General features: G+C 64.5%; 20 protein-coding genes and 1 pseudogene. 5 read left to right on the top strand and 16 right to left on the bottom strand.

The window, feature by feature from the left end:
- Window positions 1–55 precede the first annotated feature (55 nt).
- The 3 genes and pseudogenes from U4Y91_RS26430 to U4Y91_RS26440 form a co-directional block, all read right to left on the bottom strand.
- Window positions 56–1,501 (bottom strand): DEAD/DEAH box helicase, encoded by a 1,446-nt coding sequence (locus tag U4Y91_RS26430; protein WP_321807554.1) that lies wholly within the window; start codon window positions 1,499–1,501, stop codon window positions 56–58.
- 91 nt (window positions 1,502–1,592) lie between these two features.
- Window positions 1,593–2,657 (bottom strand): aldo/keto reductase, encoded by a 1,065-nt coding sequence (locus U4Y91_RS26435; protein WP_321807555.1) that lies wholly within the window; start codon window positions 2,655–2,657, stop codon window positions 1,593–1,595.
- An 80-nt stretch (window positions 2,658–2,737) separates the two neighbouring features.
- A pseudogene (locus U4Y91_RS26440) lies at window positions 2,738–3,319 on the bottom strand (flavodoxin family protein); the annotation flags it as partial.
- Between the two features lie 118 nt (window positions 3,320–3,437).
- On the opposite strand from U4Y91_RS26440, the gene U4Y91_RS26445 reads away from it, so the two are divergent.
- On the top strand, window positions 3,438–4,343 hold the full coding sequence (locus U4Y91_RS26445) for a LysR family transcriptional regulator (protein ID WP_321807556.1): 906 nt from the start codon (window positions 3,438–3,440) through the stop codon (window positions 4,341–4,343).
- 142 nt (window positions 4,344–4,485) lie between these two features.
- Here U4Y91_RS26445 and U4Y91_RS26450 read toward each other — a convergent pair whose 3' ends face one another.
- The gene (locus U4Y91_RS26450; protein ID WP_124920949.1) at window positions 4,486–4,821 is read right to left on the bottom strand and encodes a hypothetical protein; all 336 of its coding nucleotides are present in this window, start codon (window positions 4,819–4,821) and stop codon (window positions 4,486–4,488) included.
- 408 nt (window positions 4,822–5,229) lie between these two features.
- Window positions 5,230–5,541, bottom strand: coding sequence for a hypothetical protein (locus U4Y91_RS26455; RefSeq protein WP_415750500.1), 312 nt, complete (start codon window positions 5,539–5,541; stop codon window positions 5,230–5,232).
- A gap of 176 nt (window positions 5,542–5,717) precedes the next feature.
- Between U4Y91_RS26455 and U4Y91_RS26460 the strand changes: the two genes are divergently transcribed.
- The gene (locus U4Y91_RS26460; protein WP_321807557.1) at window positions 5,718–5,933 is read left to right on the top strand and encodes a hypothetical protein; all 216 of its coding nucleotides are present in this window, start codon (window positions 5,718–5,720) and stop codon (window positions 5,931–5,933) included.
- A 54-nt stretch (window positions 5,934–5,987) separates the two neighbouring features.
- Here U4Y91_RS26460 and U4Y91_RS26465 read toward each other — a convergent pair whose 3' ends face one another.
- From U4Y91_RS26465 to gltP, 10 genes are all read right to left on the bottom strand, one after another.
- On the bottom strand, window positions 5,988–6,305 hold the full coding sequence (locus U4Y91_RS26465) for a hypothetical protein (RefSeq protein WP_321807558.1): 318 nt from the start codon (window positions 6,303–6,305) through the stop codon (window positions 5,988–5,990).
- Between the two features lie 91 nt (window positions 6,306–6,396).
- Window positions 6,397–6,633: a hypothetical protein gene (locus tag U4Y91_RS26470; RefSeq protein WP_321807559.1), complete on the bottom strand. Its 237-nt coding sequence runs from the start codon at window positions 6,631–6,633 to the stop codon at window positions 6,397–6,399.
- A 194-nt stretch (window positions 6,634–6,827) separates the two neighbouring features.
- Window positions 6,828–7,040 carry a 30S ribosomal protein S21 gene (rpsU, locus tag U4Y91_RS26475; protein WP_321807560.1) on the bottom strand — a complete coding sequence of 71 codons (213 nt, stop codon included), beginning with the start codon at window positions 7,038–7,040 and terminating at the stop codon, window positions 6,828–6,830.
- 33 nt (window positions 7,041–7,073) lie between these two features.
- Entirely contained in the window at window positions 7,074–7,283 is a 210-nt protein-coding gene (locus U4Y91_RS26480) for a hypothetical protein (protein ID WP_321807561.1), read from the bottom strand.
- A gap of 46 nt (window positions 7,284–7,329) precedes the next feature.
- A complete protein-coding gene (locus U4Y91_RS26485; RefSeq protein WP_321807589.1) occupies window positions 7,330–7,614 on the bottom strand; it encodes a hypothetical protein in 285 nt (94 codons plus the stop codon).
- Window positions 7,615–8,143: 529 nt separating this feature from the next.
- On the bottom strand, window positions 8,144–9,019 hold the full coding sequence (locus U4Y91_RS26490) for a CoA ester lyase (RefSeq protein ID WP_321807562.1): 876 nt from the start codon (window positions 9,017–9,019) through the stop codon (window positions 8,144–8,146).
- The gene (locus U4Y91_RS26495) at window positions 9,009–9,941 is read right to left on the bottom strand and encodes an electron transfer flavoprotein subunit alpha/FixB family protein (RefSeq protein ID WP_321807563.1); all 933 of its coding nucleotides are present in this window, start codon (window positions 9,939–9,941) and stop codon (window positions 9,009–9,011) included. The genes U4Y91_RS26490 and U4Y91_RS26495 overlap by 11 nt, the downstream gene beginning before the upstream one ends.
- 16 nt (window positions 9,942–9,957) lie before the next feature.
- Window positions 9,958–10,707, bottom strand: a complete 750-nt coding sequence (locus U4Y91_RS26500; protein WP_321807564.1) for an electron transfer flavoprotein subunit beta/FixA family protein — start codon at window positions 10,705–10,707, stop codon at window positions 9,958–9,960.
- A 176-nt stretch (window positions 10,708–10,883) separates the two neighbouring features.
- Window positions 10,884–12,161 (bottom strand): aminotransferase class V-fold PLP-dependent enzyme, encoded by a 1,278-nt coding sequence (locus tag U4Y91_RS26505; RefSeq protein ID WP_321807565.1) that lies wholly within the window; start codon window positions 12,159–12,161, stop codon window positions 10,884–10,886.
- Between the two features lie 53 nt (window positions 12,162–12,214).
- Window positions 12,215–13,543 carry a glutamate/aspartate:proton symporter GltP gene (gltP, locus tag U4Y91_RS26510; RefSeq protein WP_321807566.1) on the bottom strand — a complete coding sequence of 443 codons (1,329 nt, stop codon included), beginning with the start codon at window positions 13,541–13,543 and terminating at the stop codon, window positions 12,215–12,217.
- 174 nt (window positions 13,544–13,717) lie between these two features.
- On the opposite strand from gltP, the gene U4Y91_RS26515 reads away from it, so the two are divergent.
- Window positions 13,718–14,635, top strand: a complete 918-nt coding sequence (locus tag U4Y91_RS26515; protein ID WP_321807567.1) for a LysR family transcriptional regulator — start codon at window positions 13,718–13,720, stop codon at window positions 14,633–14,635.
- A 66-nt stretch (window positions 14,636–14,701) separates the two neighbouring features.
- Here U4Y91_RS26515 and U4Y91_RS26520 read toward each other — a convergent pair whose 3' ends face one another.
- Window positions 14,702–15,574 carry a LysR family transcriptional regulator gene (locus U4Y91_RS26520; protein WP_321807568.1) on the bottom strand — a complete coding sequence of 291 codons (873 nt, stop codon included), beginning with the start codon at window positions 15,572–15,574 and terminating at the stop codon, window positions 14,702–14,704.
- A gap of 120 nt (window positions 15,575–15,694) precedes the next feature.
- Between U4Y91_RS26520 and U4Y91_RS26525 the strand changes: the two genes are divergently transcribed.
- Window positions 15,695–15,823, top strand: a complete 129-nt coding sequence (locus U4Y91_RS26525) for a hypothetical protein (RefSeq protein WP_321807569.1) — start codon at window positions 15,695–15,697, stop codon at window positions 15,821–15,823.
- Window positions 15,820–16,509, top strand: coding sequence for a glutathione S-transferase family protein (locus U4Y91_RS26530; RefSeq protein WP_321807570.1), 690 nt, complete (start codon window positions 15,820–15,822; stop codon window positions 16,507–16,509). Before U4Y91_RS26525 ends, U4Y91_RS26530 begins: the two co-directional genes overlap by 4 nt.
- The last annotated feature ends 220 nt before the right edge of the window (window positions 16,510–16,729 follow it).

A 16,729-nucleotide genomic window follows, 5' to 3' on the forward strand; every position in this document is an offset into this window, starting at 1 on the left:
AAGATCGGGAAGATCCGGCGGAGCAGCGGCGGCCGGCACGCCCCATCCTCGGGGATCAGGGTTGACGTTTGCCGCGACCACCAGCGGGTTTCCCGGCCGGCTTGCGTGAAGCCGCAGCCGCCTTGCCGGCGGGTTTGCCGCGAGGCTTTTGCACGCTGAACGGACTACCGCTCAGCACGCTGGCCCCCTTACCCGGGGCGCCGGCACGCCGCCCCTCGGCCTTGCGCTTGCCGTCTCCACCTTGCGGCTTCGGCTTCTTGCCGGCCGCCGGCATGGCACCCGCCCCACCCTGCGGCACCTTGGGCTTCTTCGGCTTTTTGGGCTTCTTGATGATCTGCCCCGTCGCGCTGGTTTCCGGCACGCGGTGTTCGGCTTCGAAACCCGGCTCCTCTTCACGGCGCAGCGTCTGCCGGATCAGCGCTTCGATCGCGGCCAGCTGCGGTGCTTCATCGGCACACACCAGCGACACCGCCACGCCGCTGGCTCCCGCGCGGCCGGTACGGCCAATACGGTGCACGTAGTCTTGCGCCACGATCGGCAGATCCACGTTGATCACCAGCGGCAGGTCGTCGATATCCAGCCCGCGCGCCGCCACATCGGTCGCGACCAGCATCTGCACTTCGCCCGTCTTGAAGCGCTCCAGCGCACGCAGGCGCGCGGGCTGCGGCTTGTCGCCGTGGATGGTGTCGACCGCGTAGCCCGCTTCATCCAGCATCGCCGCCAGGTAATCCACGCCATTGCGGGTCTTGACGAACACCAGCGCGTGGTCCCAGTTGTTCTCGGCCACCAGGTGCATGAAGAGGTCGGGCTTGTTGCGCTTGTCCACCGGCACCACCCACTGCTTGATCTTGCTGGCCGTGACGTTGGGCGGGCTGACGCTGATATCGACCGGGCTGTGCAGAATGGTCGCCGCCATCGCGCGAATATCGTCGGTAAACGTGGCGGAGAACAGCAGCGTCTGGCGCCGGGCGGGCAATGCAGCAAAGACGGCGTCGAGTTCGCGCGCAAAGCCCAGGTCGAGCATCCGGTCAGCTTCATCCAGCACCAGCGCCTGCACCTGATCGAACTGCACCGCGTTCTGCCGGTTGAGGTCCAGCAGACGGCCCGGCGTGGCAACGAGCACATCCACGCCCTTGCGCAGCTTCATCATCTGCGGGTTGATGCTCACACCGCCGTAGGCGGCCAGAAACCGCAAATCGAGGCCCTTGCCGTACGCAATGAAGCTCTGCAGCACCTGTTCGGCCAGCTCACGCGTGGGCACCAGCACCAGGACACGCGCGCGGTTGCTGGACACCGCCGGCCCGTGTTGCACCAGCCGCTGCAACAGCGGCAGCGCGAAACCCGCCGTCTTGCCGGTGCCGGTCTGCGCCGCAGCCATGACGTCCTTGCCACCGAGCACCGCGGGAATCGCCTTGGCCTGCACCGGCGTCGGTGTCTGGTAATTGAGGTCCTGCAGATTACGCAGCAAGGGATCGATCAGGCCAAGCGAGGCAAAAGACATGGACGTGTTCCGGGCTAAAACCGCAATTCTAGCCGTTACCGCCGCGGCGACCGCATTGCGCGGGCCGATCGCCGGGCAGCGTGAGGCGGCGTCACCGGTCCTGTTTCGACGCGCCGCGCGTGAAAGGCTGCGGCCGCCTGCCCGCCGCCTGACGATCGATCATCCAGCCGGGATAGCCGGCAGGCACCGCACTGACGGCATCAAGATGCGCGAGTTCGTCCCCGGTCAGCGCGACCTCGACCGCGCCGAGATTGTCTTCGAGCTGTTCGACCCGTTTGGCGCCGATGATGACGCTCGTGACATGCGGCTTGGCGAGCAACCACGCGAGCGCGATCCGCGCGACCGAGACACCTCGCGCGTCGGCGATAGCGCGCATCGCGGCAACGCACGGCCAGGCCCGCTCGTGATCGACCGGCGGAAAATCGAAATGGCTGCGCCGCGAGCCTGCCTCGGCCGGCGCCCCGGGGCCGAACTTCCCCGAAAGCAGTCCCCCGGCGAGCGGCGACCAGACGAGCAGGCCCATCTGCTCGTCGATCGCGAGCGGCACCAGTTCGTGCTCCACGTCGCGTCCGGCGATCGAATAGTAGGCCTGCAGCGTCTCGAAGCGCGTCGCATGGAGCGCCTGGCTGAGCCCGAGCGCCTTGCCGATCTTTCCGGCGCGCCAGTTCGAGACGCCGACATGGCGAACCAGCCCCTGCCGCGTCAGATCGTCGAGCGCCCGCAGCGTCTCTTCGATCGGCGTGACGGGATCGTTCGCGTGTATCTGGTAGAGGTCGATGTGGTCGACCTGGAGCCGTTCCAGGCTTCTCTGCACGGAATCCATGATGTGGCCGCGCGACGCCCCCTGATCGTTGGGCTTCGGGCCCATCACGCCCGCCGTCTTCGTCGCCAGCACGATCTCGCCGCGCGGGACGCCGAGGTCCCGGAGCGCCTGTCCGACGAGGCGTTCCGATTGACCGAACGAATAGATGTCGGCGGTATCGATGAAGTTGATGCCCTCGGCCAGTGCGCGGGCAATCAGCCGGGTCGCGTCGTCCTGGCCGACCGCGCCGATCGACGCCCACATGCCGGCATCGGCATTGCCGCCCAGCGTCATCGTGCCGAGACACAGCTCGGAGACATACAGGCCGGTGCGGCCCAGTTGCTTGTATTTCATGGCCGTTTCCTCATGGTCGGCTGGAAAGCATGCGGTGGCGTCCGGTCAGGCGCCCCGCACGCCGGGATGTCAGCTGATTCGCGCGCGTGTCCTGCCCGAAACTGTCCGGCGATCGTTGCGACGCGTGCGCCATAGCGGCGTGCCGTCTCGAGATCGCCGGGCGACATCTCGTCGGGCGACGCGTCGGCCGGCGTCTGCGCCATCGGCGCGAGATAGGAGCCCATGCGATTCAGGTCGTCGCGCATCGACGCCTTCACGTTCGCCGGCTTGATGTCCATGCTCACCCAGACACCGCCGTGCTGCCCGGCGAGCAGCACGAAGTATTCGAGCGTATTGAGCTTGTCGCCGTTGACGCTCGCGCTATTGGTGAAGCCGCCGAAGATCTTGTTGCGCCACCGGCCGTCGAACCAGGCCTTCGACGATGCGTCGGCGAACTTCTTGAACTGCCAGCTGGGGCCGCCCATGTAGGTCGGCGAGCCGAACAGGATGGCGTCGGCGCCCGCGAGCGTGTCCCACGCGTCCGGCGCGATGTTTCCGTCGGCGTCGATTGCGACGAGGACGGCGCCCGCGCCCTCGGCGACAGCCGTTGCCATACGCCGGGTATGCCCATAGCCGGAGTGGTAGACGACGGCCGTCTTAACCGGTGCGATGTGTTGTGTCATGGTTGCGCCCTTTCGTTCAGGTGGTCGTCGGGAGACGATATCGGAAAGCACTCTACTGAGTCGCAATTGAGTTATAAATGACGTCCGATTGAACGTTCTGTTACTCGCCGAGTGAACAATGCAAAACCTCGATGCGCTGTTGATCTTTGCCCGTGTCGCCGAAATGACGAGCTTCACGCGGGCGGCCGAAAGCCTGGGCATCCAGAAGGGACGTGTCTCGATGGTGATCCGTCGACTCGAGCGCGACGTGGGCGTTGCACTGTTGCATCGGACGACGCGGAGCGTGCAGCTGACCGAGGACGGACGCGCGTTCTATTCGCGCGCACGGGACCTGCTGGCCGAAGTCCAGGAATTGCAATCGATGTTCTCCGGCAACGGCACGCGACTGCGGGGAAGATTGCGCGTGGACATGCCGACCGAGCTGGCCCGCAGTGTCGTGGTTCCCGCACTCCCGCAACTGATGGCGGCGCATCCGGAGCTGGAACTGGAGCTGTCGAGCACCGATCGGCGTGTCGATCTCGTCCAGGAAGGCTTCGATTGCGTGATCCGTCTGGGCCCGATCGTGGACGAGACGCTGATCGCGCGACCGCTGGGCCGGCTGCGCATGATCAATGCGGCGAGCCCCGGCTACCTGGCGCGATACGGCGTACCGCATACGCTCGACGATCTGCTCGGCCAGGGACACCGGATGGTCCACTACACGCTGACACTCGGCGCGCGTCATCCGGGATGGGAGTACCCGGACGGCAACGGCTATGCATCGCTGCCGTTGCCGAGCGCGATGCAGGTCAACAGCGTGCAGACCTATCACGCTGCCGGGCTGGCCGGCATCGGCTTGATCCAGGCCGGGTATTCAGGGGTCGCGGCTCACATCGAAAGCGGCGCGCTGGTGGAGGTGCTGCCCGATCTGCGCCCGGAGCCGCTGGCCGCGTGGCTCGTCGTGGCCCATCGGCGCAATCTGTCGCCGCGCGTTCGGGCGTTCATGGACTGGATCGAGCGGGTGCTGGAACCGTATTTCGACTGAGAGCGGCGCGGCGGATCGGCTCGGGGGGCATGGCCCGCGGCCGGGAAACCGATGAGGCTGCTCATGCGATTTGGCCGGGCCGCCGACATGGGGCCACTGCAAGCTGCGCCGTAACCGGCGACCTCGCGTCGTGACGCCGCAGCTAATCCTTCGGCGCGGGCGGCAGAGGAATCCAGTGCGTGTACGCCGACTGCAGCAGCGCGACGTCGTCGAATCGAGCGACGACCGCAAATCCTCGTGAATCCCACGCCAACACATTAGACGCCGAGTCCGCATCCTGACGCGTCGGGCGGTGCTGATCCGCCGGAATCCAGTTCTGGCCCTGACGTGCCCCCTGCCATCCATCCCAGGCGGCCGCCGCACGTGTTCCCCTGACGTAGCCGCCCTGGTCCCGAACGCGATAGGCCAGGTCGGCGCGATATTCCACCGGCGTGTCGCGGAACCACCATTGTTCAAAAAGCTCTCTCTCGGTGCTCACCGACTTCTCCAGTGACGCAGCTTCAGCTTGATTCCGCGGCCGCGAATTCGGCTACGCCCAGCACCGTGCAATTCGCGTTCCTGCGGCCTCGCAGGCTGACTTCGTCGCCCATCATGCCGAATCGGACTGCCCTCGGCGCAGCGCGAACCCAGCCTGCCACCCCGTCAGCATATCGCGACGTGCTGCAACAATGCTGTCCGGCACGGGGCATCGTCGTCATGGATAGCGCCATGAGTCGAAGGCCGCTTGCCGGCATGCCCATGAATCGGCTGGAAACGTGGTGTTTATAGGGGAATTTGCCCGACCGTCGGCGAGCATACTCGAGACCCCGACGACCATACCGCACACGGCACTGAACTTCAGCCTTCCCGTTCGTCGGACCGTGCGAGACTCACCCGCACCTTGACGTCAGAGGGTCGTCAACAATCGCAACTGGTGCTCGGTTTCCGTTCCCTTGACCAGCGCATAGCATCGCGTCTCCCGTCGCTCGATCAGTGAAAGGCCTTCAGCATCGGAGAAGGTGTTCCATGCGACGTCGTCAATACTTGCCCATTCTCCGTGAGTTCGCGCAAAGGCACGCAACAGCGGACTGGCTTCACGGCGAAGCACGACACGGTCCGCGTTCAGCACACAGGTCGACCAGCCACCGCGGAGGATCAGGTAATAGGGTATCGAACGGTGATCAATACTCATGAGCAGAGTTGTTTCTTCCATTTTCATCGCGACGAGGTCCAACGGTTCGCATTGCCGATGAAGTCATCGACTTGATCGAGTCGTGCGCGACCACGGCGGGATGATGAAGCCGGCCGGATCGCGGCACTTCCCGACGGCGGACGCTTCTGCTCGCGCGGCCCCCGCAGAAGCCCCGCTCGCGACAACCAGACAGGGAGGAGCCAATGCGCTTCAATACGACACGCTTCCGGATCGATCCGCCGCCCCGCAGGGCCGATGGAGAGTACATCGCACATGCGAGCATTACCACGACGCTGCTGGACGGAGGTGAGAGAGAGGTGCATTCCTGCGGCGATCTGGCCGGCTTCGATGCGCGCGACGATGCGATTGCGTATGCGACGCAATGGGCGGAGGGATGGCTGGCCGCTCAATTTGGCTGAAGGCAAAAAGGCGGTGGCGCAACCGTGGCTCGAGCGTCGGGCATCGTGGCTGCGTTACCGCCTGGGATGCTTCATTTCCTCGGCTTCCATTGCGGCGAGTCGCTCTTCACTTGCGGATACGGGTTCCATGGCTTCGTCGATCGAAGTCAATGCATATTCGCAGGCCAGTTTCACTTCTTCAACGGTAGTCTCTGGCTGCTCGTCGTCGCTAGGCGGTGGGGAAAGCATGTCAGCGAGCATCATCGCCAACTCGGGGGTGTCCCATTGTTCGCCCTTTTGCGCCTTCTTCTTTATATAGTGCCGGATTTCCGCGTCTTGCTCGGGCGAGAGTGGAAGGTGTCGAAACGTGTTGCCTGGGTTAGCGTCAATCATGTGTTGCTCCGAAGTTCGAATGCGACTCCCGTGGACTGCTCCCTGCCATGCGCGTGCACCCGGAACACGATGAGGATGAAGGAGCAGGTTCCTATTGTCGGCAGCGCGAATCCTGAATGCGTTCGAGACGGACCAGAAGCTCGTCCACCTGGACTGCGAGGACCTTGCTTCGCTCGGATTGTGTGCGGAGCTTGTCGAGCTTGACTCGCCAATACGCGGGATCGTTCACGGACGATCTGTTGATGAAGGCGTGTTGCGCTTGCTCAAGCAGCCCGACCGATCGTCTGATATGGGCCAACTCGCGTTCCGCGTCGCAGTACCAGCTCATGTTTGCCGCCTTCTGATTATGATTTTCATCTTGGCTTGCTGCACGGCGCGACGGGCGTACCGATCATTCTTCTTGCCGCTGCGAGGCGGCCGGCCGGCATGCTGCCTGCGTCGCCCGGCCGCCGTACCGCATGCCGGGGATCGGGATGGCGACGCAAAGCCCCCCTCGGCCGGCACGTTGTTCCCGCTGTTCTTCTAGAACATCTTGCGGGGCGGCAACATGCGCTTCGCCCGCAAGCGCTGCCGGGCAACGGCACTGGCTTTTTTCCGCTTGCGCTCCGTCGTGGGCTTTTCGTAGCTGGTGCGACTGCGCAACTCGCGAATCAGCCCGGTCTTCTCGATACCGCGCCGGAATCGCCGCAGCGCGACATCGATGGGTTCGTTGATCTTCAGTGTGATGGTTGTCATGTAACGCCTGTTGGAAAACGGTCGACGGAAAAACTAGCCGAGTCGTGTCATGACGGTGCTCGCTATCGCGTCGGATTCGAACTCCGAATACCCGGCTCCGATTGAAAATGCGCGCACCGCCGCGAACATCTGCAGCTCTTGTTGATGGCATCGCGCAGAATGGGTCATCGCAGCGGGCAGGACAGCGTCGCTCCGAGTGACCTTGCACCGCCTGACCAGATCAAGAAGCTCGTCGACGATCATTTCGCCCTCCCAATTGATGGCAAGTCACGTTGCCATGCGAGTCGTGCTAGAGGGCGTTCGAAAAGAAGCCCAGCTTTTCGCGATTGTCGTCAATGACGCTCTCGGCATAGCGCAGTGACGCACGACGTGCGTCACCGGCAGTGTCGAACGGGCCGTCGCCGAGAAGCCTGAAAGTCTGGCTCTGCGTCAGCGTGTCGGTGGTGCCGCGACGACAAATCTTGACCGCTGCATCGAAGCCGGCCTCGTAGTTGTGCGGGAAGCCATCCAGCGCAGGCACGTGCGGGTAAATCAGTGGATAGATCTCGAATCCACGGTAGATATGCATGCTCATCATGAACTCCTGGCGATCGCTTCTCGGCGACTCGCAAGGACGAGCGTAGGCAGCCAGCATCGCCTGATGCATGGCGCGACGGGTCGTGGTGAAAGGGACAAACGTTGCGCGCGAGGCAATGCGCGACGCAACACGGTGGCAGGTGGAGGGCGAGCGGTCAAACAGCAAACGGAGGCTCGAACGAAACCATCATACGCGCATCGTCGATCGGGTGTGCATTTAATTTCGACCGCGACGAGGCGGATGACGAGGTGCCTTGTCGCACCGTGATCACGGCTCATCCCATGCCGTCGTGCCCTCGTTCATCGAGACGCTTTCGACGTGGCGAGTCGACCAGATGAAGATCACGCCGATCACTGTCGTCGACGAGCATCTTCCCGGCGACCGGACTTTTGCATGTCCACCATCTTCCGGAACTCGACCGAATACAGAAGCACCTCTGCCTGGTGCGCGCCGCCGAGGCATGCACGCATCCATTCATTGATCCGACGATATTGGACAGCCGTGGCTGCGCAACGCATGCCGCCGATCATTCGCCGGCGGCGGCGTTCGATCCGGCGTTGACGGCTGCAGCCAGCGCGGCGATCCGCTCGGCGCGCAACAGCACCGGTCGATCGACCATCTTCCCGTCGACCGTCACCACGCCGCCGTTCGAATCGCGCATCGCATCGAGCACCCGCCGCGCCCAGCGCGCTTCGTCGTCGCTCGGTCGAAAGCACTGGTGCACGAAGCCGATCTGCTTCGGATGGATGCACAGCTTCGCGCCGAATCCCAGCTGCTTGCCATTGAATGCATCGCGCGCGATACGCTCGCCGTCATCGATATCCGGCGTCACGCCGTCGACCGGCGATTCGATCCCGGCCACCCGCGAGATCAGTGCGAGCTGCGAGCGGAAGTGATTGAGCGAAACGCCATCGTCCGACATGCCCATGTCCGCGATGAAATCGAGCGTGCCGAACATCAACCGCTCGACGTACGGCGCTTTCGCAACATCGAGCGCGTTCCACATGCCGCGTGCGCTTTCGATCAACGGATAGACCGGCACACGCCGGCGCGCGAGCGCAACGGCCGCGCACACGTCGTCGGCATGCTCGGCCTTCGGCAGCACGATACCGGCCACGCCCTTCAACGCGCCGAGCGCGGCATCGGCCTCGAACCACCGCGTGTTCCGCGCGTTGATCCGCACGAGCACCGGATGCTCGGGCGAAACCCACGCCGCGATCGCATCGCGCGCTGCCACTTTCGCCTCCGGTTCGACAGCATCCTCCAGATCGATGATGATCGCATCGGCGCCGCTTGCGAGCGCCTTGTCGAAACGCTCCGGCTTGCTCCCCGGCACGAACAAATACGACCGGGCCGGCGCCACGCGGCCACCGCCGGCGCGCATCGCGGCATCAGACGGCATCGACCACCTCCGGAACCCGTTCGAACAGATCGCCGACGAGACCGTAGTCGGCCACGCTGAAGATCGGCGCGTCGGGATCCTTGTTGATCGCGACGATCACCTTCGAATCCTTCATGCCGGCCAGGTGCTGGATCGCACCCGAGATGCCGACCGCGATGTACAGCTGCGGTGCGACGATCTTGCCGGTCTGACCGACCTGATAATCGTTCGGCACGTAGCCGGCATCGACTGCCGCGCGCGATGCGCCGAGTGCGGCGCTCAGCTTGTCGGCCAGCGGCTCCAGCACCTTCGTGTAGTTCTCGCCGCTGCCCAGACCACGGCCGCCCGACACGATGATGCTCGCCGACGTCAGTTCCGGACGGTCGAGCTTCGTCACTTCACGGCTCACGAACTGCGACTTGCCTGTATCGGCCGCCGCTTCGATCTTCTCGACCGCTGCGCTGCCGCCTTCCGCTGCCACCGGATCGAAACCTGTCGCACGCACCGTGATGACCTTGATCGGGTCACTCGACTGCACCGTCGCGATCGCGTTGCCCGCGTAGATCGGGCGCTCGAACGTGTCAGCACTGTCAACAGCCGTGATGTCCGAGATCTGTGCGACGTCCAGCTTCGCGGCGATGCGCGGTGCGATGTTCTTGCCGTACGCAGTCGCCGGCGCGAGGATGTGCGAATAGTCCTTCGCGATGTTCAGCGCGGTCGCCTCGACGTTTTCCGCAAGGCCCGCTTCGAGTTGCGGCGCATCGGCCAGCAACACCTTCGACACACCTGCGATCTTCGCTGCTGCATCGGCTGCCGCTTGCGCGTTGTGGCCCGCGACCAGCACGTGGATGTCGCCACCGATCTTCGCCGCCGCTGCCACCGTATTCAGCGTCGCGGCCTTGATCGACGCGTTGTCGTGTTCTGCAATCACCAGAATCGTCATTTCTTTCCGCTCCCTCTTACAGCACCTTGGCTTCGGTCTTCAGCTTCTCGACCAGCGTCTTCACGTCCGGCACCTTCACGCCGGCCGCGCGCTTCGGCGGCTCGGCCACCTTCAGCGTCTTCAGACGCGGCGCGACGTCCACGCCCAGGTCTTCCGGCTTCACCGTTTCCAGCGGCTTCTTCTTCGCCTTCATGATGTTCGGCAGCGTCACGTAGCGCGGCTCGTTCAGGCGCAGGTCGGTCGTCACGACCGCCGGCAGCGACAGCGACAGCGTTTCCGCGCCGCCGTCTACTTCACGGGCCACCGTGGCACGGCCGTCGGCGATCGTCACCTTGGACGCGAACGTCGCTTGCGGCAGGCCAGCCAGCGCAGCCAGCATCTGGCCCGTCTGGTTCGAATCGTCGTCGATCGCCTGCTTGCCCAGGATCACGAGTTGCGGCTGTTCCTTGTCGACCAGCGCCTTCAGGATCTTCGCGACGGCCAGCGGCTCGACGCTGTCATTCGACTCGACGAGGATCGCGCGATCCGCGCCGATCGCCAGCGCCGTACGCAGCGTTTCCTGCGCTTGCGCGACGCCGACCGACACCGCGATCACTTCGGTCGCGACACCCGCTTCCTTCAGCCGCACCGCTTCTTCCACCGCGATTTCGTCGAACGGGTTCATCGACATCTTCACGTTCGCGATGTCGACGCCCGTGTTGTCCGACTTCACGCGCACCTTCACGTTGTAATCGACCACTCTTTTCACTGCTACGACGATCTTCACGCGCTGCTCCTCCATCGAGTCGTTGGCATCATCCGGTTTCGCAGGCCATTACACGCGCAAACCCGGCCGGCGACAACTATCCATTGACTCTGCCGGTCATAGCCCGAACCTATTGCGCCGCGCGTTTTCCGGCGCGGCATGCGACACGGCCCGGATGATCCGGGCCGTGTCGTCGATCAGCAGTTCGCTGCCAGCGTGGCGGTAATCGCCAGGAATCGCGCGATATCGTCGGGCGCATGGCAATGGAGCGGCGATATCCGCACCGCGCCGCCGAGCCCGAACGATTTCAGCATCCGCCCCGAATACAGGCTCGACGCAACGCGCTCATAGACGATCACGCCATGCTTTTCGTATTCCCGCACCGCCTGCGTCGGTTCGAGGTTCGCGAAGCCGATCCCGACGATCAGGTCGCGCTCCGTCAGGTCGTCGTGATCCCAGTAGACCTCGACACCGTCGATCGACCGCAGCCCGCGACGACCCTCACACCCGTCGAGCAACGCGGCCAGCAGCGCACGCTCATGCCGTTCGATCCGGTGCATGCCCTCGACGAACAGCGTGCGCCGATCGTCCGAATCGCGGAAATACCGGCCGATCCAGCTCACGTAATCGACGATCGCCGTCACGACCGCGAATTGCGCGGGCGCCGGGCTGCCCAGTTCCCATACGCCGTGCTCCTTCGCGGCAAGCCGGTGATGCGGCAACGCGGCCGCGCGCGGCGACAGCCACGCGATGCCCGACCCGCGGCAACCGAAGAACTTGTACGGCGCGAAGTTGATGCCGTCGACCGGCATGCGCTGCACGTCGATGATGCCGTGCGGCGCATGCTGGACCGCATCGACGACGATGAACAGGTCCGGCTTCTTCTCCCGCGCACGCGCGACGATCGTCTCGATGTCGAATTTCGCGCCGGAGATGTTCGACGCGAACATCACGCTGAGCAGCGCGGTATCGGCGTCGACCAGCGACACGATCGCATCGACGTCCACGCCGCCGGTCTGCGGATTGCTCGGCGCGATGCGCAGCGTCTTGCCGGTGCGTTCCGCGTAATACGTCATCGCATCGTACGACGACGGATGCTCGAGCACGGTCGTCACCGCATTGGTGCCCGGCACGTTCTCCATGATCGCGCGCACCATGTCGAACATCGCGCCCGACGCCGTCAGCGACGCATACACGGTGCCGTCGCGCGCGTTCAGGATCGTGCGAACGTCGTCCTCGCCGCGCGACTGGATCGCCTGGAGATCGAGCGCACGCTCGTGGATGCGCTCCGGGCAGTCGGGCAGCGCATCGATCCGCGCGTATGCGTCGACCGCGGCCTTCAGCCGGAACGATCCGCCCGCGTTGTCGAAGAACAGCCGCGCGCGGCCGTCGATATCGTGATCGACATGATGAAAGCGCGCCTTGACCTGCTGCATCAACGCGTCGGGAAAAAGTGCTCCGCGGGGACTGCTCATCTTCGATGCTCCTGTTTGCTTCAGAATGTTGTGCGATGCATGCATGGCGGCGTTCAGCCGTGCAGCGATTCGAGGTATGCACGGCCCTTGGCCGCGTCGTACTGGCCTTCCCATTTCGCGATGACGAGCGGCGCGAGCGCGTTGCCGACGAGGTTCAGCGCGGTGCGCCCCATGTCCATGATCCGGTCCACGCCGGCGATGAACGCCAGCCCTTCGAGCGGCAGTCCCGCGCTCGCGAGCGTGGCGAGCATGATCACGAACATGAAGCCGGGCACGCCCGCGGCGCCCTTCGACGTGACGACCATGGTCAGCGTCAGCATGATCTGTTGCTGCCAGCCGAGATGCACGCCATACAGCTGCGCGACGAACAGCGTGCCGATGCCGAGATAGATCGACGCGCCGTCGAGGTTGAACGTGTAGCCGGTCGGCACCACGAAGGTCGTGATGCTCTTCGGCACGCCGTAGTCCTCCATCTTCTTCATCAGCTGCGGCAGCACGGTCGCCGAACTGCAGCTCGAGAACGCGATGATCAGCTCGTCCTTGATCACGCGCAGCAGCGTGAGGATGCGGAACCCGAACAGCCGCGCGGTCAGGCCGAGCACGACGATCGCGAACAGCAGGATTGCGAAGTAAGTCACGGCGACCAGCTTCAGCAGCGGCAGCAGCGACCCGAAGCCGAAGCTCGCGACCGTCACCGCGATCAACGCGCACACGCCGACGGGCGCATAGCGCATCACCATGTTCGTCACCTTGAACATCGCATCGGCGACGCCCTTGAGCATCGCGAGCACCGGCTTGCGGTGTTCTTCCGGCACGGTCTGCAGGCCGAGCCCGAACAGCAGCGAGAAGAAGATCACCGGCAGCAGGTCGCCCTTCGCCATCGACGCGACGATGTTGTCCGGGATGATGCCGAGCACCAGCGCCATCAGCCCGTGATGCGCCTGCTGCACCTGTTGGGTGGCTTGCTGGTAGCGGGAAATGTCCGTGTGCGCGAGTTGCGACAGGTCGGTTCCGACGCCCGGCTGCAGCACGTTGCCGATCACGAGCCCGAGCACGATCGCGATCGTCGTGACCACCTCGAAATAGAGCAGCGTCTTCAGGCCGATGCGGCCGAGCGACTTGCCGTCGCCGACGCCCGCGATGCCGATCACCATGCTCGTGAACACGATCGGCACGACGATCATCCGCACGAGCTTGATGAAGATGTCGCCGGCCGGCTGCAGCAACCCGGACACGGCCGTGTCGCGCAATTGCGGAAACCGGTTCAACACGAGCCCGGTCGCGATGCCGACGACGAGCCCGATGACGATCTGCCACGCGAGGCCGATGCGCGGCTTGCGCGCTGCGTCCGGGACGGGCGGGGATTCAATGACGGTGTCCATGCTGTCTCCAAATAAGGGGGGCGGTCGAACGCTGGATACGATGCGGCGCGTTGTCTGACGAACGCGCTCGTCGAACAACGCGACGGGAGAACCTTAAGCAGCCGAAATAGGTAAAAAAAGCGATTTTTTGATATGCGAAAATATCGCTTTTCCTCATCTATCGAGTACCCGGCGATGCTCACGTTCAAGCAGATGGAAGCGCTGTACTGGATCGTGCGACTCGGCTCCTTCGACGCGGCGGCGACACGCCTCAACACGACGCAATCGGCCGTGTCGAAACGGATACAGGAACTCGAACGCACGTTCGACCTGACGGTGTTCGACCGCGCGCATCGCAGCGCCCGGCTCACCGACAAGGGCGCCGAACTGTTCGATCACGCGAAGGCGTTGCTCGAGCAGCGCGACCGCGTCGTCGAGCGGATGAGTTCGAAGGAAGCGCTGGTGCGGCATGTCCGGATCGGCGTGACCGAACTGACCGCGCTGACCTGGCTGCCGCGCCTGATCGCGGCGATCCAGGCCGCCTATCCGCGCGTGCACGTCGAGGCGGAGGTGGACCTGACCGCGGTGCTGCGCGATCGTCTCGCGGCCGACACGATCGACCTGATCGTCGTCCCGCAGATTCATGCGACGGAATCGTTCGCGGCGACGGTGGTCGGCGAAGTCGACAATGCGTGGATGTGCGCGGCCGGGTTCATGCCGAAGCGCAAGACGGCGATTTCATTGACGGACGTCGCGCAGTTTCCGCTGATCCTGCAAGGGACCCTGTCGGGCACGGGGCATCTGTACACGCGCTTTCTGCAGGAACATGGCGTCGCGATGCAGCGCGTGCTGTCGAGCAACAGCCTGATCGCGCAGATCGGCCTCACGCTGTCGGGGCTCGGCGTCAGCTATCTGCCGAAGGCATGCGTCGCGCACCTGGTCACGTGCGCGGCGCTGGAGATCGTGCGCACGCGGCCGGCGCTGCCGCCGGTGCGCTACGTCGCGCTGCATCGTGCGGAACGCGCCCATTCGCTGACCGCCGAGATCGTCCGGCTGGCGGTTCAGGCGTGCGATTTCAGCACGAGCCTGCTGGACCCCGGTGCGCATGATTAGGGTCCCGAACGACCCGGCGGGCCCATGGCGCGATGCGCCCGCATCGGTGCGCACCGACGCACAGGGTCAGATCTTCAGCGTCGTCGACAGATATTTGAATACGGTCGAGACCCGCAGCAGATGTCGCGACTCCCGGTGGGTCAGCACCCACAGCTCGGTCTGACAGTCGGGCAGGACATCGGTCAATTGCACGAGATCGGAGCGGCCGCGTGTCAGAAACGTCGGCAGTATGCCGACGCCCATGCCCAGGGCGACCAGCTCCATCACGGTCAGGATGCTGTTGACCTTGTAGTGCGGCACCACTTTCCTGAAATGACGTTTGCGCCAGATGACCGACGGGTGGCCCGGCAGCGCGTCGTCCGGCGCGATCCAGCGTGCCTTGCCCGCCGTGACGTCTTCATAGCAGCGTGCGGCGGCGTCGTGCCTCGACGCGAAAAGCGCCACGTCGATCGACCCGACATGCTTGCCCACGAGATATTCCGGTGGCTGCCTGGTCGCACGCACCGCGATATCGGCATCGCGGCGCCCCAGGTCGGCGATCTCGTTGCCGGTGTTCAGCTCGTACGCAAGCCGCGGGTGGAGGGCTTCCAGCTGCTTCAGCGCCGGCCCGACCAGCCCGTGCAGAATCGTGTCGGTAGTGGTGATGCGCACGGTGCCCGCCACTTGCTCGGGCGCTTGTTGCGCGATCGAGCGGGCCGATTCGACCTGCACTTCCACTTGCTCCGCGTGTTCGGCCAGCGCCAGCGCGATGTCCTTCGCGCGATAGCCCGAGCGGGTCCGTTCGAACAACTGCTGCTGCAGGCCGCGCTCGATCCGCCTGAGGTTGCGAAACACGGTCGACGCATCCACGTCCAGTCGCTCGCCCGCCTGAACCAGCGTGCCCGAGCGGGACAGCGCCAGTATCGTTTCGAGGTCTGCTGCGCTGAGCTTGTACGACATCCGGTTATCCCCCGTGCATTGCATTTCTGCAATCCTTCATTGTAATCATGCGTATTTCTCAAGCACTTCCGCAATGTCAAATTCGGTGCCGCCTTGCCAACTCTCCCAACGGGTGCCGATATGAATCAATCGATTTCGACGAGTGACAATGCCGCCGCCTATGGCGCGTTGCCGCTCCGCGTGGCATTGGGCCGGCGCAGCCAGCGCTTCGCGCCTGACGTGGCCTGCCACGGCGAGACGACGACATGAGCACGCCCCAATACCACCTCGTCAGCCACGTGCTTTGCCCGTACGTCCAGCGCGCAGTCATCGTGCTGACCGAAAAAGGCGTGCCGTTCGAACGGACGGACGTCGACCTGGGCAACAAGCCGGACTGGTTTCGCAGGATTTCCCCGCTCGGCAAGACCCCTGTGCTGGTCGTCGATGGCACGCCCATCTTCGAATCGGCCGTGATCTGCGACTACCTCGACGAGACGCTCGCGCCGCGGCTGCATCCCGATGCGCCGCTCGAGCGGGCGCGGCATCGCGCCTGGGTCGAGTTCGCATCGGCACTGCTGAACGCCGTGTGGGGGTTCTACACGGCTGCGGACGAAACGGCGCTGGCCGCGACAACCCGTGACATCCGCGCACGATTCGAGCAGCTCGAAGACACGCTCGGCGCCGGCCCGTATTTTGGCGGCGCGCACTTCAGCATCGTGGACGCGGCATTCGGGCCGGTGTTTCGCTACTTCGACGTGTTCGAGCAGATCGACGACTTCGGGTTCTTCGCGGGCCTGCCCAAGGTCACTGCATGGCGGCAACGGCTCGCCGAACGGCCGTCCGTGCGCGCAGCGGTCCGGGCCGACTATCCGCAGCTGCTGATGGACTTCCTGCTCAAGCGCGGCTCGATGCTATCGACGCGTGTCCGCGATCACGTTTTGCGCATCCGGGATTGAACTGAACCACTTTTACGTACCTTACGTGCCTTACGTGCTGGCGACCCGTATCGGGTTGCACCGGCCGCGGGCACGAAGCGCCACCGGCGCAATCGCCGTCGCGTGATCGGTCGCGACACGGCGCTAGCACAAACCCGCCCCCGGTTGCACTGTTCATCGCCGTTCGGGTCCTGTATTGTCCTTCCATCCCCGGTTGCGGAACCGGTGCATGGGAGGCTCA

It is taken from the genome of Burkholderia sp. BCC1993, from assembly GCF_905339865.1.
Classification (GTDB): domain Bacteria; phylum Pseudomonadota; class Gammaproteobacteria; order Burkholderiales; family Burkholderiaceae; genus Burkholderia.

What these genes read in the sequence shown, in the direction of transcription:
- U4Y91_RS26430 (WP_321807554.1), bottom strand. Translation starts at nt 1,501, where the DNA reads ATGTCTTTTGCCTCGCTTGGCCTGATCGATCCCTTGCTGCGTAATCTG.
- U4Y91_RS26435 (WP_321807555.1), bottom strand. Translation starts at nt 2,657, where the DNA reads ATGAAATACAAGCAACTGGGCCGCACCGGCCTGTATGTCTCCGAGCTG.
- U4Y91_RS26445 (WP_321807556.1), top strand. Translation starts at nt 3,438, where the DNA reads ATGCAAAACCTCGATGCGCTGTTGATCTTTGCCCGTGTCGCCGAAATG.
- U4Y91_RS26455 (WP_415750500.1), bottom strand. Translation starts at nt 5,541, where the DNA reads ATGAAAATGGAAGAAACAACTCTGCTCATGAGTATTGATCACCGTTCG.
- U4Y91_RS26460 (WP_321807557.1), top strand. Translation starts at nt 5,718, where the DNA reads ATGCGCTTCAATACGACACGCTTCCGGATCGATCCGCCGCCCCGCAGG.
- U4Y91_RS26465 (WP_321807558.1), bottom strand. Translation starts at nt 6,305, where the DNA reads ATGATTGACGCTAACCCAGGCAACACGTTTCGACACCTTCCACTCTCG.
- U4Y91_RS26470 (WP_321807559.1), bottom strand. Translation starts at nt 6,633, where the DNA reads ATGAGCTGGTACTGCGACGCGGAACGCGAGTTGGCCCATATCAGACGA.
- rpsU (WP_321807560.1), bottom strand. Translation starts at nt 7,040, where the DNA reads ATGACAACCATCACACTGAAGATCAACGAACCCATCGATGTCGCGCTG.
- U4Y91_RS26480 (WP_321807561.1), bottom strand. Translation starts at nt 7,283, where the DNA reads ATGATCGTCGACGAGCTTCTTGATCTGGTCAGGCGGTGCAAGGTCACT.
- U4Y91_RS26485 (WP_321807589.1), bottom strand. Translation starts at nt 7,614, where the DNA reads ATGAGCATGCATATCTACCGTGGATTCGAGATCTATCCACTGATTTAC.
- U4Y91_RS26490 (WP_321807562.1), bottom strand. Translation starts at nt 9,019, where the DNA reads ATGCCGTCTGATGCCGCGATGCGCGCCGGCGGTGGCCGCGTGGCGCCG.
- U4Y91_RS26495 (WP_321807563.1), bottom strand. Translation starts at nt 9,941, where the DNA reads ATGACGATTCTGGTGATTGCAGAACACGACAACGCGTCGATCAAGGCC.
- U4Y91_RS26505 (WP_321807565.1), bottom strand. Translation starts at nt 12,161, where the DNA reads ATGAGCAGTCCCCGCGGAGCACTTTTTCCCGACGCGTTGATGCAGCAG.
- gltP (WP_321807566.1), bottom strand. Translation starts at nt 13,543, where the DNA reads ATGGACACCGTCATTGAATCCCCGCCCGTCCCGGACGCAGCGCGCAAG.
- U4Y91_RS26515 (WP_321807567.1), top strand. Translation starts at nt 13,718, where the DNA reads ATGCTCACGTTCAAGCAGATGGAAGCGCTGTACTGGATCGTGCGACTC.
- U4Y91_RS26520 (WP_321807568.1), bottom strand. Translation starts at nt 15,574, where the DNA reads ATGTCGTACAAGCTCAGCGCAGCAGACCTCGAAACGATACTGGCGCTG.
- U4Y91_RS26525 (WP_321807569.1), top strand. Translation starts at nt 15,695, where the DNA reads ATGAATCAATCGATTTCGACGAGTGACAATGCCGCCGCCTATGGCGCG.
- U4Y91_RS26530 (WP_321807570.1), top strand. Translation starts at nt 15,820, where the DNA reads ATGAGCACGCCCCAATACCACCTCGTCAGCCACGTGCTTTGCCCGTAC.